Raw genomic sequence first — 16821 nt, forward strand, 5'->3', positions numbered from 1 at the left:
ATTACACTCCTACCGCGACTGAAACAGGCTCTGCAAGAGATACCGTTGGTGCAAGACCAATTGGGTAGCCAATATAACCTGTAGGTAAATATTCAATCACTTGTACTGGCAGTACGATAGACGTTTCACCTGCTTGTACGGTAATTGTTTGACCATCTTGTACATTCAAACGCTGCGCATCTTGAGTGCCTACAGCAAATACAGCTTCAGGAATACGCGTTTCCATTGCAGGTGTTTTCACCGTAAATTCACCCGATGCAAAAATGTGATGCATTGGAATTAAACGGAAGCTTTCAGGATTAGCTAGCACAGGTGCTGGTGCCACATAGCTACGTGCAGGACGTTTTGCTAAGCGATCGAATAAACGAATGCCTGAATCACCACCTTTTAAGTGACCGCCCACATTGTCTTGGAATTTGTTCCAAGCTTGTGGTGAGTTCCAACCTGCAGACCATGCAAATGGTACAAGTGCCGATGGTGTTTGGTTACCAACATAACCTTCCATAGAGAAAGTTAATGCAGAATCGACATCGGTCGGTTGTTTCGGCTCGTGAATAGATAACGGCGCACGCATTGCAGTACGACCTGAGTAACGACGTGGTTCACGCGCAACTTTCAAGCCATGTACACGGAAACCTGCATCTGGTGCAACATCCTGAATTGCTTCAAGTGCTGGAATATTTTTCGCAACAGATTCAATCACGTCATCTAAAACAGTCCAAGAAATTGCTTTACCTTTTAAGCCTGTTTCAAGTGCGTGTAACCAGCGCCAAGATTCTTTGATTGCTAGTTCAGGTTTGTAGTAGCTTGGGTCATACACTTGGAAGAAGCGTTGAGCACGGCCTTCTTGGCTCACTACAGTACCATCACCTTCAGCAAAGCTTGCTGCAGAAAGTACGATGTTGGCTTTTTGCACTGTTGCTGTTTCAGCATGATCAAGCACGATTACATCTTGTGCTTTTGCCAAAGCGGCATCAACTTGTGCCGCAGGTAAACGACGGTATAAGTCATTTTCAACCACAATCACAGCATCATAATCTTGTGCAAATGCTTGCTCTAAGCTTTGACCACCTAAAATTGCCAAGCCCATTGAGTTCACTTCTGGCACAGTTAGGGTTAAACCTGCGTTCTCACCCAAGTTTTGTGCCACTTGTGCAGCCGCTTCCATAATGGCAGCTTCTTGTAAGCTTGTACCTGAAATCACCAATGGCTTTTTCGCAGCTTTTAACGTGTCGGCAATAGTTTGTGCAAATGCTTTGGCATCGTCATCTAAACCAGTGATTACATCGCCTGCTACTGCAGCTGCAATCGCAAAACCTAAACGTGCGATGTCGTTTGGAGATGCAACCACTTCACCGGTTGCTACATCGGCTAAACGCGTTTGCGTTGCAGCCAAAATGTAAATTGGTGATTTTGCATCTTGTGCGATACGTTGTACAGGTTCAGCCAGCCAGTCTGGGGTACGACGCTCTGCAGCCATTTCTTTGGCTTTGTTTTTCGCCGCTTGGCGAACAGACAAGGCCATACGTGGTGCAGTTTGGGTTAAATCTTCACCCAAAATTAACACAGCATCGTAATCTTCAATTTCACGCATACCTGGGTTGTAAATACCTTCGGTTTGCATGATTGAAGCTGCAAGCTCTACCAAGTTTTGCTCTTTTTGCGATAAACCTGTTGAGTAGTTGTCTTGACCCACTAACTCACGCAAAGCAAAGTTTGATTCAAGCGATGCACGTGGCGAACCAATACCCAAAACTTTTTTGCCTTGAACTTTGGCAATAATCGTATCAAGTGCAGTATCTACAGAAATGGTTTCTACACTCGCACCATTACGGAACTGTGGCTGACGTGGACGATCTTCACGGTTCACATAACCTGTACCGAAACGACCTTTGTCGCACAGGAAGTATTGGTTAACTTCACCGTTAAAGCGGTTTTCTACACGACGTAATTCGCCATAACGCTCACCCGGAGAGATGTTACAGCCAGAAGAACAGCCTTGGCATACGCTTGGCGCATATTGCATATCCCACTTACGGTTATAACGTGCAGAGTGCGTTTTGTCGGTAAATACACCTGTTGGACATACTTCAGTCAAGTTGCCAGAGAATTCAGATTCTAAAGTACCCGACTCAGGACGACCAAAGTACACACGTGATGCGTTGGCATAAACGCCAAAGTCTGTACCGCCTGCATAGTCTTTGTAGTAACGCACACAACGATAACATGCGATACAACGGTTCATTTCATGTGCAATGAACGAACCTAGCTCTTGGTTATAGTGTGTACGTTTGGTGAAGCGGTAACGACGACGGTCATGCTGCGTCATTACAGTCATATCTTGTAAATGACAGTGACCACCTTCTTCACAGACAGGGCAGTCGTGTGGGTGGTTCGTCATCAAGAACTCTACAATTGAAGCACGGAACTCAGTCGCTTCCTTGTCTTCAATAGAGATATAGGTATTGTCAGCAGCAGGTGTCATACATGACATCACCAAGCGACCACGAGTATCTTCAGGGTTCGCATATTGGGTCACGGCACATTGACGGCAAGAACCGACAGAACCTAAGGATGGATGCCAACAAAAGTACGGAATGTCGATCCCAAGGCTCAAACATGCTTGCAGCAAGTTTTCCGAGCCATTGACTTCGTACGATTTTCCATCGACATGAATTGTAGCCATAGTCGAATTCCTTAAGCTTGTTCTACGTTGCTAGCTTGAGCAGCAGGACGGCTATTTGCCACTTTTGCTTCAAACTCGCTACGGAAATATTTGAGTGCGCCCATTAATGGCTCCATCGCACCTGGTGCGTGAGCACAGAAGGTCTTACCAATCCACAATTTTTTGGTGAGTTCTTGAAGATGTTGAATGTCTTCTTCTTTTCCTTCGCCATTTTCAATTGCTTTGAGTGCTTTTACAGCCCATGGTAAGCCATCACGACATGGCGTACAGAAACCACATGATTCGCGCGCAAAGAATTCTTCTAAGTTACGGGTTGCAGAAACCATACATTGAGTTTCATCGACTACCATGAGCAAACACGTACCTAAACGTGAACCTGCTTTCATGATGCTCTCTGCATCCATTGGCAAGTCAATGTGTTCTGCCGCCAAGAAGTCGGTAGACGCACCACCCGGTAACCATGCTTTTAGCTTCAAGCCATCACGCATGCCACCCGCATAGTCTTCAATCACTTCACGTGCAGTCGTACCAAATGGAAGTTCCCATAGACCAGGGAATTTCACCTTACCTGACGCACCGTAAATTTTTGTGCCAGGATCTTTCGATTTGCCTGCAGATAAACCGATATACCACTCTGCACCACGCAACATAATTGCAGGTAAGTTGTTATAGGTTTCTACGTTGTTGACAATCGTTGGACGCCCCCATGCCCCTGCAACTTGCGGGAATGGTGGTTTAGTACGTGGGTTAGCACGACGGCCTTCAAGCGAGTTAATCAATGCAGTTTCTTCACCACAGATATAACGACCAGCGCCTGTGTGCACGTATAGCTCAAAGCCCCAACCTGTACCTAAAATGTTTTCGCCCAAATAACCTTTGGCTCGAATTTGCTCAATCGCTTCATTTAAGTACTGTGCAGCTTCGATATATTCGCCACGAATAAAGATATAACCGTGTGTTGCTTCAAGCGTATAAGCAGCAATCAGCATACCTTCAATCAGTTGGTGTGGAAGTTTTTCCATCAGCAAACGGTCTTTGAAAGTACCTGGTTCCATCTCATCGGCATTACAAATCAGGTAACGTGGACCAGAATTGTCATTTGGCGCCATCAGTGACCATTTGATCCCTGCAGGGAAGCCTGCACCACCACGACCTTTTACTGTCGCAGCTTTAATGACTTCAAGCACATCTTTAGGCGGCATAGAAATCGCTTTCTTAAAGCCCGCATAACCTTCTAGCGCTTCGTAATCATCTGCATTACGCACGTGCTCTTGCTTGCTTAAACGCCAAGTTAATGGATGCGTTTCTGGGTTACCGTCACCATAAATTGGTCTTGGTTCGGTATTCATACATACTTCTCCAATAACTGTTGCACCGATGTCACCTCAACTAAACCGTGAGTATCTTCATCAATCATCAAGGTTGGTCCCTTGTCGCAATTTCCTAAACAGCAAATTGGCAATAACGTGAAACGACCATCTGCAGTCGTTTGACCAAACTGAATGCCTAATTCACGCTGGAATGCTTCTGCCAGTGTTTCTGCACCCATCAAGAAGCATGCAATCGAGTCACACAATAAAATCACGTGGCGACCTACAGGCTGGCGATAAATACGGTTATAGAAAGTTGCAACACCTTCTAAATCAGCAACGCTGATGGTGAGAAGCTGTGCAATTGCATTTAACTGCGCGTCATCTACCCAGCCATTACGGCGCTGTACACACTTCAAGGCATCCAAAGATGCTGCACGTGGGTACGGATAATGGCCAATGTGATGTTCAATTTCATGGATTTCTTCTGCAGTTAAAATCCCTTCAACATTCACACGTGGCTTTTTATCAGTCAAAATCATCATAATGCGTTTACCCCTTAGCGATCCACGTCTGCCATTACGACGTCAATGGTCGCTAAATAAATGATTAAGTCAGATACCAGACTGCCGTTAATCACAGAAGGCATTTGCTGTAAATGCGTGAAAGTTGGTGTACGAATACGGGTACGGTAACTCATCGTCGACTTATCTGAAGTCAAGTAATAGTTAGATGCACCTTTCACCACTTCTGCCATTACAGATGCTTCACCAGCAGGCATTACAGGACCCCAAGACACGCTTAAGAAGTGTGTAATCAAGGTTTCAATATCTTGTAATGTCTTGTCTTTTGGTGGTGGAACAGCCAATGGATGATCCGCTTTATATGGACCAGAAGGCATGTTATCTAGACATTGTTTGATGATTTTCAATGACTCTTCGATTTCACGGAAGTGTACCAATACACGTGCGTAAGCATCGCCTTCGTACTCTACCGGCACTTCAAAGTCATAGTTTTCATAACCACTGTATGGACGGTATTTACGCACATCAAAGTCAATACCTGTTGCACGTAGACCAGTACCTGTTACACCCCACGCCAAAGCAGATTTCGCATCATACTGTGCAACGCCTTGCGTACGACCCATGAATACTGAGTTGCGTAATGCCGCAGTGTAGTATTCATTCATGCGTTTTGGCATCCACTCCAAGATTTCACGAATCAGGTGCTGCCAGTTGTTTGGTAGGTCGTGTGCGGTACCACCAATACGGAACCATGCTGGGTGCATACGGTAACCAGTAATGGCTTCAATCGCATCGTAGATTTTTTGACGGTCTGCGAACATATAGAATACAGGGGTCATACCGCCCGCATCCTGAATTGCAGTACCAATGAACAATAAGTGGTTATTGATACGGAATAATTCCGACATCATTACACGAATACATTGTGCGCGGTCTGGTACAGTAATACCTGCCAGTTGTTCCACACCCATCACATACGGCATGTTTTGGGCACAACCACCTAAGTAGTCCACACGGTCGGTATAAGGAATGAATGAATGCCAAGTTTGACGTTCAGCCATCTTTTCCACACCGCGGTGGTGATAGCCGATATCTGGCACACAGTCTTTCACTTCTTCACCATCCAACTGCAAAATTACACGGAACGCACCGTGTGCAGATGGGTGGTTAGGACCCAAGTTCAAGAACATGAAGTCTTCGTCTTTATTACCGCGCTTTAAGCCCCAATCTTCAGGCACAAAGCGTAGGTGTTCCTGCTCGAAGTCTTGTTTGGCTTGGTTCTGCATGTACGGCGTATATTCCGTAGCACGTGCAGAATACTCTTTACGTAACGGGTGACCTTCCCAGTATGTTGGCAACAAAATACGACGGAGCATTGGATGCCCTTCGAAGTTGATACCAAACATATCGTAAGCTTCACGTTCGTACCAGTTGGCATTTGGCCAAATGTTAGTTGCTGTAGGAATGTTGAGATCACTCTCATTCAAGGCAACTTTAATACGAATGTCCGTGTTACGCTCAAGCGATAACAAGTGATAGAACACTGTAAAGTCAGACGCAGGTAGACCGTCGCGGTGAGTACGTAAACGCTCATCTACCGCAGACAAGTCGAACAACATCACGTATGGACGTGACACTGTACGCAAGAACATTAAAACTTCTTGTACACGTGCGCGCTCAACCCAGACTGTTGGAAAATCTTCAAAAGTCGTTTGCACGTAGAAGTTCTCACCAAATTTGGTTTTGAGTTCTTCTACAATTGCAAATGCTGGGCGTGAATCAACTGCTGTTGATTCTGGCATAGCAATGTCAGTTTCAGCCATTGGCTTGGCTTCCTATTTAATACAAATTCAGTCAACCTAAACGACAACTACACCCTTCGGGTGCATCAATATTTGTACGTTTAAATTATTTAATTTCATCCATAGAGCGTAAGTTTTTCACCGCAATACGCTGTGCATTCTTACGGTCACGTTCTGGCATCATCTTTGGCTTATACACTGGCTTAAGATCATCACCAATTACCGCAGACAACGGACGACGCTCTAATTGAATTTGGTCTTGTAATAACATTAATGCTTGAATTAATGCTTCAGGACGTGGTGGGCAACCTGGAATGTACACATCCACAGGAATGATTTTATCCACACCTTGTACAACTGAATAAATGTCGTACATACCACCTGAGTTTGCGCATGCGCCCATTGAGATAACCCATTTAGGCTCAAGCATTTGCTCATACAAACGCTGAATTACAGGTGCCATTTTTACGAAACACGTACCTGCAACAATCATCAAGTCTGCCTGACGCGGTGAAGCACGAATAACCTCAGCACCAAAACGTGACAAGTCATGCACGCCTGTTAAGGTCGTTGCATACTCTACGTAGCAGCACGATGTACCAAAGTTGAACGGCCAAACTGAGTTCTTACGTCCCCAGTTTACTGCTGTATGTGCCAAGTCCTCTAAACGAGTCATAAACACATTTTTATTCACTTCTTCTTCAAGCGGATCAGTTACGATTTGGCGCTCTTGAAGTGGATATTGATCAGCATCGGGATTCGCACGGGTTAAGGTATATTTCATCCCGAGTTACTCCTTGTCAGATGAGGTAGTCGCAGATTTTTTTACACGACCAGAGGATTGAGCTGGAATTTGACCGGTAGGGTCCGTTACCAATTCTTCAATTGAGTTAAAGCGTGTGATTTCTGCAAGATCCATATTTGGCGAACCAATTTTAGGTTTAATCCCTGCTGCTTTACGCTTATCAGATGGTGCCCAGTTCAGTGCGCCGGTTGATAATTCATAAATTAAGCCAACGAGTAAAACTAAAATAAATACAGCAGCAGTTGCAAAGCCCACCCAACCTACTTCACGAACAGATGCTGCCCATGCATATAGATAAAGTGCTTCTAAGTCGAAAACAACGAAGAAAATTGCAACCAAATAGAACTTGGCAGATAAGCGGATACGTGCTCCACCAGCACCAACAACACCCGACTCAAACTGCTCTTGCTTCGCACGTCCCCATGATTTACCCCCAAGGAGTAAAGGAACGGTTAGCATAAAGACGCATAAAAATGTAACGCCGATCACGAAGGCAATAATTGCCCATTCGTATGGAGTAATGGCACTCATGCGGGGATAACTCCTGGCAGGCCTATTTATTAACAAAGAATGTATGTATTGGCCTTCAAATACACCAAACACAAAATTAATCACGCCAATTGTACCTGATTTATGATTTCACTTGCTAGTTCATAAGTCTTAGTCTTTCGGATGATTTTTTATTCAAATACTTGATATTTTAGAATTCCACTACTCTGTAGGGCTATTAATCGCTTTAATGAATAGATAAACCATTTATGATTATTTTTTCCAAAACACCAACTGCGCTGTTCGTTACAAAGTTTTTTAATTTCTAAACAGATCATGGCAAATTTAGGTTTCAGCTTAGTGCACAGCATCAAATTCTTTGTGTAGTTTTTGCAACTTCAGCCCAGAGTTTCTTTAATTTTTAGCCTAGAGTGTGTTATTCCTATAAAGCATTAAAAATTTGAATAATAAGGAGTAAACACATGAGCTTAGACTATACCCACAAACCGAATTACTTTATGTTTGCGCAATTATTTATTCGTCATTTACAAAATTATTTTGAAAAGCATCCCGATGCACAAAATGCAATTTTTGACCTACGCGATGTTTATGAGTTATTTCGTCAAGACAAGGCTTCTGCCACCATTAATTTAGACGGCATTATGAATATTGCAGATGAATACCGAATAGAAACTTTACAGGGTGATCAAAAATTGATTAGTCGCTATGCGATTGATCCACAAAACAACTCTCTTTTGGTCGATTTTAACCGAGAGGCTTTAGATAGCTTAAAGCAAGGCAAAACAATTCTTGCTCCGGATGCAACACTTCAGGAATAAAAAGCAAAAAAAGGAGTGAAATTTTAAACCGGTAAATATTTTAAAATAGACTTACTCCAAAGCAACAACATAAAAAAGCGAGCAAATGCTCGCTTTTATTTTTTTGGCACACCGCCAATTTACTTCAATTAAAAATCACTATATTTAAAGGTATCAGTAAACCTAAAGCATCAATTAGCTTTTACGTGACAGTAAAAATTCTGAAATTTTCTGTAGCTCTGTTGCTGCAGCAGTATCAAAAAAAGCCAACGCAGCAAAAGCCTGATCATGTAACTGTTGAGCGTAAGTTTGTGCCTGCTCTAGCCCCATCAATGCAGGATAAGTGGATTTTTCCACCTGCTCATCTTTGCCTGCGGTTTTACCGAGCACTTCAGTCTCTGAAATAATATCCAAAATATCATCTTGTACCTGAAAGGCTAGACCAATCGCTTGTGCATATTCACGCAGTTGTGGAATGGCTTTATCTCGTCCATCAAACACGGTCACAGCAGCCATCATCACTGCAGCAGAAATCAAGGCACCTGTTTTATTACGATGGATACTTTCCAAAGTCGCCTGATCGACTTGTTTGCCTTCAGATTGTAAATCCATAACCTGACCACACACCATTTTTGATGATGCTGTAGCTAAAATTTGCATCTGCTTGAGTACAATCCCTTGATCTACCGCAGCAGACTGATCAAACAAACGACTGCCTAAAATTTCAAATGCCATCGATTGTAAAATATCACCTGCCAACAACGCTGTATCTTCACCATAAGCTGCATGACAGGTTGGCTGCCCACGACGCAACAAGTCATTATCCATACACGGCAAATCGTCATGCGCCAGTGAATAACAATGAATCAGCTCAATTGCAACTGCAGCACGGCGTACTGCTGCATAATTCTGATTAGGTCTTAACGCAGCTGTGGCATAACACAAAGCAGGACGCACACGCTTACCACCCAACATGACGGCATGATGCACAGCAGACTTTAACGGTTCTGGCAATGCAAAGGCCTCTAAAGCGGTAAGCAAGTCTTGCTGAATACGTTGTTGGGCTGCGGTTAATGCATGCGCCTGTAAATCGTGAAGTGATGACACATTCGCCTCGAATTGTTGGTTCATGTCTGATAAGCAGTAAGCTGCTTTGTCTGTTGCAGCATTGTACCCATAATTCAATTTTTTTTAAGCCTTAACTGCACCGATATAGTATTTCAGCTACAAAAAAGCCCCTATCGAAATAGAGGCTGAATTTTGTTTAAATTTAAAATGTCAGGTTCGTGACCAATTTATTCAAGCGTTTCAGCAGGCACACGCACCCAGCCTTCCATCAAGACACGTGCACTACGGCTCATTACCGCTTTTTTTACTTGCCACTGTCCATTTTCCTGCACGGCTTGCGCACCAACGCGAAGCGTACCCGATGGATGTCCAAAACGTACCGCTTCACGCTCACCACCACCTGCAGCTAAGTTCACCAGAGTTCCTGGAATAGCTGCAGCAGTACCAATTGCAACAGCTGCTGTGCCCATCATGGCATGGTGTAATTTACCCATCGATAAAGCACGTACCAATAAATCGGTATCTGCTACCTGAATTTGCTTTCCGCTTGAAGAAACATAACTTTTGGGTGCAGAAACAAAAGCAATTTTTGGGGTATGCTGACGCTTTTCAGCTTCGGCAATTTCCTGAATCAGCCCCATTTGTTTGGCGCCATAAGCACGAATGGTTTCAAAACGTGCCAATGCCTGTGCATCACCATTGATCGCATCTTGCAATTCTGTACCGGTATAACCAATATCTTCTGCATTTAGGAAAATTGTTGGAATACCCGCATTAATAAATGTAGCTTGAAATGTTCCAATATTTGGCACATCCAAAGTATCCACGACATTGCCCGTAGGGAACATTGCCCCCCCCTCGTCACCATCATCGGCTGGGTCTAAAAACTCAATTTGGACTTCTGCTGCTGGGAATGTCACACCATCCAGCTCAAAATCACCCGTTTCCTGCACCTGACCGTTGGTCATAGGTACATGCGCAATAATGGTTTTTTCAATATTTTTTTGCCAAATGCGTACTGTGCACACACCATTTTCTGGAATTTTGCTGGCATCGACCAAACCATTACTAATGGCAAATGCACCTACCGCAGCCGTGAGGTTGCCACAGTTACCACTCCAATCTACAAAAGGCTGATCAATTGAAACCTGTCCAAACAGATAATCAACATCATGATCAGGCTGCGTACTTTTCGCCAGAATTACCGTTTTGCTAGTGCTTGAAGTTGCACCGCCCATTCCATCAATTTGCTTGGCATAAGGGTCTGGACTGCCAATGACGCGCAATAAAATTTGATCTCTAATTTTGCCTGGCTGCTGTGCTGCTACAGGTAAATCATCAAGTTTAAAAAATACGCCTTTACTGGTACCGCCGCGCATATAAGTCGCTGGAATTTTAACTTGTGGTGCAAAACGCATGAATTTTATTCCCTTGTTTTTGATTGTTATGGTCAATATAAAAAGACCCTTTTGCATGATAACGGTTTTTATTCAAAAGGTATCGTGGTCTTGACTTAAGTATAAAAAAACAACATTTGGTAAAATTTACCCTAGCCAGTCATCTTGATTTATAAGACAAAAATAAAATTAATATATTGATTACGCTAATTTTTAAAATAAAAGCCAGCTAAACTTATTTTTATAATTTGCATAAATTTAATTCATAAATGTATAGCTACTAGGCTAATGAAATTTGATCTATTACAATCTTGTCACTTTTTCATTGTCGGGCTGAATACTTTGAACAACGAGTCTTCACAACTTCAGCGTGGCTTAAAGAACCGCCATATTCAATTGATTGCCATGGGTGGCGCAATTGGTACTGGTTTATTCTTAGGTTCCGCGCAGGTCATCCAATCTGCTGGCCCATCTATTATTTTGGGTTATGCCATTGGTGGTCTTATTGCATTTTTAATTATGCGCCAATTGGGGGAAATGATTGTTCATGAGCCCGTTGCAGGGTCATTCAGTCACTTTGCCTATAAATATGCAGGTAAGTTCCCTGGCTTTTTAGCTGGCTGGAATTACTGGATTCTGTATATTTTGGTGGCCATGGCAGAACTCACCGCAGTCGCGAAATATATTAACTACTGGTGGCCGCATATTCCTGCATGGACATCAACACTGTTCTTTTTCATTGTGATTACCATTATTAACTTGGGCAATGTGAAGTTCTACGGTGAGTCAGAATTCTGGTTGGCGATTATTAAAGTCGCGGCTGTAGTCTCGATGATTGTATTTGGTTTATACCTATTACTTTCTGCAGATGCGACCTCCACTGCTTCTTTCAGCAACCTTTGGGCACATGGCGGCTTCTTCCCGCATGGCTTTGAAGGGTTATTCTTTATGTTGGCTTTCCTGATGTTTGCCTTTGGCGGCATTGAATTGATTGGTATGGCAGCAGCCGAAGCACAAGACCCAGAAAAAACAATTCCTAAAGCCATTAACCAAGTGGTGTTCCGTATCCTGATTTTCTATGTCGGTTCGCTCACTATTCTGTTGTCTTTAGTGCCTTGGAATCAGCTCGATTTAGGTGGTTTAGATAAAAGTCCATTCGTGATGATTTTTAGTCAGATGGGGATTGAATGGGCTGCACACTTACTGAATTTCGTGATTCTGACTGCTGCACTTTCTGTGTATAACAGTGGGATGTATGCCAACAGCCGTATGTTGTTCGGTTTAGCCAAACAAGGTAACGCACCAAAAATTTTCCTAAAAGTGAATAAACAAGGTGTGCCAATTCCAGCTGTTCTATTCTCTGCGGTATTGATTTTTGGCTGTGTATTATTGAACTACTTTGTACCAGAAGAAGCCTTAAGTCACCTCATGTACATTGTGGTTGGTGCTTTGGTTCTAAACTGGGCAATGATCAGTTTAACCCACTTAAAATTCAGCAGTACTTTGAAAAAATTAGCTATTCCAACCAAGTTCCCTGCTCTTTGGTCGCCATTTAGTAACTATCTGGTGTTGGCCTTCATTGCTGTGGTGCTTTACATTATGTGGACACAGGGCTTCAAAGAATCAGTCATTATGATTCCAGTCTGGATTGTTTTAATGTTTGTTCTGTTTAAGGTGCTTAATTCTAAAAAACCTTAATTTGGACTATATTTATATCGCCCTGTTTAAAAAAAGTTACTGCTTCGGCAGTAACTTTTTTTATAGCTCGATTTTGTCTTTTCGCTTGTAAGTTCAACTCTCAGTAGAGTGTGGTTATAAAACCATCAAATTTTTAATCCTGCTGTAGGATTCTCGTTCAGAATATAAACCAACAAAACACTGCTGTTTTTCTTGATATTTCAACCAATTTATACTCTCCCCAAGGTCATTTACATTCTAAATGATAAAAAGACTCTACTTGAGAAGAATTCTTAGTTATTATTTGAGCACAAAATTTGTCGTGTGAAATATCCATGAATGCGTTTGCTGCACAACCTGCCAATGTCTTGACCATCCAACAGCTGAGTAAAAAGTTTGGTTCGCGTTTTGCTGTGCAAAATGCAACATGGTCTGCCATGAGTGGACAGATTGTCTGTTTGCTGGGACACTCAGGATGTGGCAAAACTACCATGCTGCGCTTAATTGCAGGTTTGGAAAATCCAAGCAGTGGTTCTATTCAACTCGAACAGCATATCTTATGGGATGAACAGCAACAGATTCCCGCAGAATCACGCAACATTGGTTTAGTCTTTCAGGATTATGCCCTTTTTCCACATTTAAGCGTGCTGGAAAATGTCATGTTTGGCTTAAAGAAATTCCCTAAATCGCAACGTACTGAAATTGCCAAACAAGCCTTAGAACACGTGTCGATGCTGCATCATCAAGACAGCTATCCCTACACGCTTTCAGGCGGTGAACAACAACGAGTAGCTTTGGCACGTGCATTAGCCCCTAAACCGCCAGTTTTACTTATGGATGAACCTTTTTCCAATTTGGATCATCGCCTGCGTGATCAAATCCGTCAAAGTACCATTCAAATTTTAAAACAAACGGCAACCACTACGGTCATTGTCACGCATGACCCTGAAGAAGCGCTGCAAATTGCCGATCAAATTATTTTGATGCATCAAGGGCAAATCATTCAAATTGGCTCGCCTAAGCAACTCTACCTACAACCTAAAACGTTGTTTGCGGCACGCTATTTTTCTGCGTTGAATGAAATTCCTGCACAAGTCAACAATCAAACAATCTCCACCATTTTTGGTCAAGTTGATCTTGGTCAGCAGGATTTAGCACAAGACTTATCTACGCAAAAACAAGTGCAATGCTGCTTCCGCCCTCATCAAGTGCGTGTCAGCAAAACCCCTAATGAAGGTGCATTGCCAGCAAGTGTAATGTCTTCAAGCTTTATGGGACACGCGCAGCAACTACGTCTAAAACTACAAGATCATGCGCTCACACTTTTGGCACAAGTTAATCATCTTCAAGATTTCCAACATGCTGAACAAGTCTATGTTTCTGTAGATTTAAACAGCTGTTTTTTCTTGGCATCTGATGAGCAATCATCAGCCACACCAGATTCTGCTTTAGCTGCTATTCACGTTTAAATTTTCGATTAGGAATACCGTATGAAACCAATGTCTAAATTATCGCTGGTTGTTACAGGTCTACTTGCGTTTGGTGCAAGTGTGGCGCAAGCAGCAGAAGTTAACTTATACACCACACGTGAACCTGTTTTAATTCAAACGTTATTAACTGAATTCACGCAAAAAACAGGTGTAAAAGTAAATACTGTTTTTATTAAAGATGGTTTATTGGAACGTGTAAAAGCAGAAGGTCGTCGTTCACCTGCCGATGTCATGCTGACCGTAGATTTTGGTAATTTAGTGGACTTGGTAGAAGGTGGCTTAACCCAGCGAGTTAGCTCTAAAACATTAAATAGTGCAATTCCTGCTAACTTACGTGCAGCCAATGGACATTGGTATGCGCTATCGATGCGTGCACGTGCAGTCTATGCCTCTAAAGACCGTACATCTTTAAAAGCCATCACTTATGAAGATTTGGCTAATCCAACATGGAAAAATAAAATCTGCATCCGTTCAGGCAACCATCCTTATAACACCGCTTTAATTGCTGCCTATATTGCGCATCACGGTGAAAAACAAGCTGAGACTTGGTTGCGTGGCGTTAAAGCCAATTTAGCTCGTCCTGCCAGTGGTGGTGACCGTGACGTTGCCCGTGATATTTTAGGTAAAGTTTGTGATATTGGTGTGGCCAACACCTATTACGTTGGCACCATGCGTACAGGTGATGCTGAACAACAGCGTTGGGGCAATGCCATTAATGTCGTGCTGCCACGTTTTAAAAATGGTGGTACGCATGTGAATGTATCGGGTGCAGTGATCTCTAAGCATGCACCAAACCGCAAAGAAGCGGTACAACTGCTTGAGTTTTTAGCTTCAGATCATGCCCAAGCCATCTACGCCCAAAATGGGTTTGAATATCCAGTAAAACCAGGGGTAAAAATTGACCCTATTATTGCCAGCTTCGGTAAACTCAATATCGACTCGATTCGCTTAAGCGATATTGCACGTCACCGTAAAGCCGCCAACCTATTGGTCGATAAAGTCCAGTTTAACCGCTAAATTTTCTGCTTTTGTCTTACAGTGCAGCGCTTTGCACTGTAAGATGCTCAGCTGTTCCCTCCCCCCTTATTTAGTACCTCTATTGCAATGCTTAAAAATAAATTTAATTTTTTATTTTCGCTCAGTGGGTTATTGACACTACTCGCCTGTTTACCTGTGGTCGCTTTAATTTGGACAGCATTACAAGGTGATAGTGAAATTTGGGGGCATCTGCTGCGTTATGTAATTCCACACACGTTGGCAGAAACAGGGATTTTATTGTTGGGTGTGGGAATTCTCACCATCCTGATTGGTACAGGCAGTGCATGGATTGTAACAGCGTATCAATTCCGAGGTCGTGCATTTTTAGATTGGGCCTTACTGCTGCCTTTAGCTGTACCAACTTATATTATTGCCTATAGCTATATCGATATTTTGCACCCAATTGGCCCTGTGCAAAGCATTCTGCGTGATTGGTTTAATTTAGAATTACAACAGTTTTGGTTTCCCAATATTCGTAGCGTTTGGGGCGGCATCTTCTTACTTAGCTTTGTGCTGTATCCGTATGTGTATTTAAGCACCCGTGCAATGTTTCTGATGCAATCGGCCAGTTTAATTGAGGTCGCACGTACATTAGGATTAAAACCCGATCAAGTGTTTTTACGTGTTGCGATTCCATTAGCACGTCCTGCGATTGCTGTGGGTACTAGTCTAGTTTTAATGGAAACCATTAATGATATTGGTGCAACAGAATTTTTAGGCATTAAAACCTTAACTTTGTCGATTTATTCAACCTGGACCAATCAATCTGACTTAGCTGGCGCAGCGCAAATTGCCATTTTCATGTTGATGATCATTACCTTATTGGTTTTGGTGGAACGTTTAGGTCGACGTAAACAGCGCTATATGAACTCTGCACAACGCAGCCGTTTAATGCCTGCACAAGCTGTCAAAGGCTTTAAGGCACTGGTATTATTGGGTTTAGGCTTGATTCCTGTCTGTATTGGTTTTCTCATTCCGACTAGTCACTTACTTGTGGAATCTTACAAGCGTATCCAATATGCAGGTTTTTCTGAATTTCTCATTCAAGCCTCTCTCAATACCTTGCTACTTGCCAGCATTGCAACTGTCGTCACCATTTTGATTGGTTTCTTTATTGTCAGTGCGACACGTTTTAGCAAACAGACTTGGTTTAGCCGAATTGCAAGTTTAGGCTACGCCATTCCCGGCACAGTTTTAGCCATTGGCCTCATGCTTGCTTTGGGCAAAATTGATCACACCATTGCAGATTTTTTAGAATTTAAACTCGGCATTCATACAGGTTTATTATTTTTAGGTACGAGTTTTACCCTTATTTATGCTTATGCTGTGCGTTTTTTAGCAATTTCAGTAGGTGGCATTGAGTCAGGCTATAACCGTATTCATGGTGTTTTTGATGATGCTGCACGCAACCTAGGACAAAACAACCTTGCCTTATTATGGCGTGTGCATTTGCCGTTATTGCGCCCTGCTATTATTTCTGCAGCCTTATTAATTTTTGTAGATTGTATGAAAGAGCTACCTGCAACTTTATTGCTCCGCCCTTTAAATATGGAAACGCTCGCCACCCAATTGTATGCAGAAGCCTCTAGAGGAACTTATGAAGATGGTGCTGTGGCCGCCTTGTTGATTGTATTGGTCGGTCTTATTCCTGTTATTTTATTGGCAAAGCTTGGAAAAACCACACGTTGATCTGTCCCATTGTTGCGAAATACACCAA

At 42.8% G+C, this 16821-nt stretch carries 13 protein-coding genes; 5 read left to right on the plus strand and 8 right to left on the minus strand.

All coding sequences use genetic code 11. From position 1 onward, the window contains the following. Position 1 precedes the first annotated feature (1 nt). The 6 genes from nuoG to ndhC form a co-directional block, all read right to left on the minus strand. Positions 2-2686, minus strand: a complete 2685-nt coding sequence (gene nuoG / locus ACNS8M_RS10050) for an NADH-quinone oxidoreductase subunit NuoG (protein ID WP_168418691.1) — start codon at positions 2684-2686, stop codon at positions 2-4. Positions 2687-2697: 11 nt separating this feature from the next. Continuing rightward, the gene (gene nuoF / locus ACNS8M_RS10055; protein ID WP_104852364.1) at positions 2698-4035 is read right to left on the minus strand and encodes an NADH-quinone oxidoreductase subunit NuoF; all 1338 of its coding nucleotides are present in this window, start codon (positions 4033-4035) and stop codon (positions 2698-2700) included. Next, a complete protein-coding gene (gene nuoE / locus ACNS8M_RS10060) occupies positions 4032-4541 on the minus strand; it encodes an NADH-quinone oxidoreductase subunit NuoE (protein WP_004975451.1) in 510 nt (169 codons plus the stop codon). Before nuoE ends, nuoF begins: the two co-directional genes overlap by 4 nt. A gap of 14 nt (positions 4542-4555) precedes the next feature. Beyond that, positions 4556-6343 (minus strand): NADH-quinone oxidoreductase subunit C/D, encoded by a 1788-nt coding sequence (gene nuoC / locus ACNS8M_RS10065; RefSeq protein ID WP_004975450.1) that lies wholly within the window; start codon positions 6341-6343, stop codon positions 4556-4558. An 85-nt stretch (positions 6344-6428) separates the two neighbouring features. Next, complete coding sequence (locus tag ACNS8M_RS10070) at positions 6429-7106, minus strand: NuoB/complex I 20 kDa subunit family protein (RefSeq protein WP_004975447.1); 678 nt, start codon at positions 7104-7106, stop codon at positions 6429-6431. Positions 7107-7112: 6 nt separating this feature from the next. Next, positions 7113-7658: an NADH-quinone oxidoreductase subunit A gene (ndhC, locus tag ACNS8M_RS10075; protein ID WP_004975445.1), complete on the minus strand. Its 546-nt coding sequence runs from the start codon at positions 7656-7658 to the stop codon at positions 7113-7115. A gap of 440 nt (positions 7659-8098) precedes the next feature. On the opposite strand from ndhC, the gene ACNS8M_RS10080 reads away from it, so the two are divergent. Then, positions 8099-8455, plus strand: a complete 357-nt coding sequence (locus ACNS8M_RS10080; RefSeq protein ID WP_154320444.1) for a hypothetical protein — start codon at positions 8099-8101, stop codon at positions 8453-8455. Positions 8456-8629: 174 nt separating this feature from the next. Here ACNS8M_RS10080 and ACNS8M_RS10085 read toward each other — a convergent pair whose 3' ends face one another. Continuing rightward, positions 8630-9565 carry a polyprenyl synthetase family protein gene (locus ACNS8M_RS10085; protein WP_171525718.1) on the minus strand — a complete coding sequence of 312 codons (936 nt, stop codon included), beginning with the start codon at positions 9563-9565 and terminating at the stop codon, positions 8630-8632. Between the two features lie 164 nt (positions 9566-9729). After that, the gene (gene prpF / locus ACNS8M_RS10090; protein ID WP_168542282.1) at positions 9730-10920 is read right to left on the minus strand and encodes a 2-methylaconitate cis-trans isomerase PrpF; all 1191 of its coding nucleotides are present in this window, start codon (positions 10918-10920) and stop codon (positions 9730-9732) included. Positions 10921-11241: 321 nt separating this feature from the next. Here prpF and ACNS8M_RS10095 point away from each other — a divergent pair, with 321 nt between their 5' ends. The 4 genes from ACNS8M_RS10095 (at position 11242) to ACNS8M_RS10110 (ending at position 16793) form a co-directional block, all read left to right on the plus strand. Then, complete coding sequence (locus ACNS8M_RS10095) at positions 11242-12597, plus strand: amino acid permease (protein WP_171525719.1); 1356 nt, start codon at positions 11242-11244, stop codon at positions 12595-12597. 314 nt (positions 12598-12911) lie between these two features. Then, positions 12912-14045 carry an ABC transporter ATP-binding protein gene (locus tag ACNS8M_RS10100; protein WP_168542278.1) on the plus strand — a complete coding sequence of 378 codons (1134 nt, stop codon included), beginning with the start codon at positions 12912-12914 and terminating at the stop codon, positions 14043-14045. A gap of 21 nt (positions 14046-14066) precedes the next feature. Beyond that, positions 14067-15083 (plus strand): extracellular solute-binding protein, encoded by a 1017-nt coding sequence (locus tag ACNS8M_RS10105; protein ID WP_168542276.1) that lies wholly within the window; start codon positions 14067-14069, stop codon positions 15081-15083. A gap of 87 nt (positions 15084-15170) precedes the next feature. Next, positions 15171-16793 carry an ABC transporter permease gene (locus ACNS8M_RS10110; protein WP_168542274.1) on the plus strand — a complete coding sequence of 541 codons (1623 nt, stop codon included), beginning with the start codon at positions 15171-15173 and terminating at the stop codon, positions 16791-16793. Positions 16794-16821: the final 28 nt, after the last annotated feature.

It is taken from the genome of Acinetobacter sp. A2 (assembly GCF_048537555.1).
Classification (GTDB): domain Bacteria; phylum Pseudomonadota; class Gammaproteobacteria; order Pseudomonadales; family Moraxellaceae; genus Acinetobacter.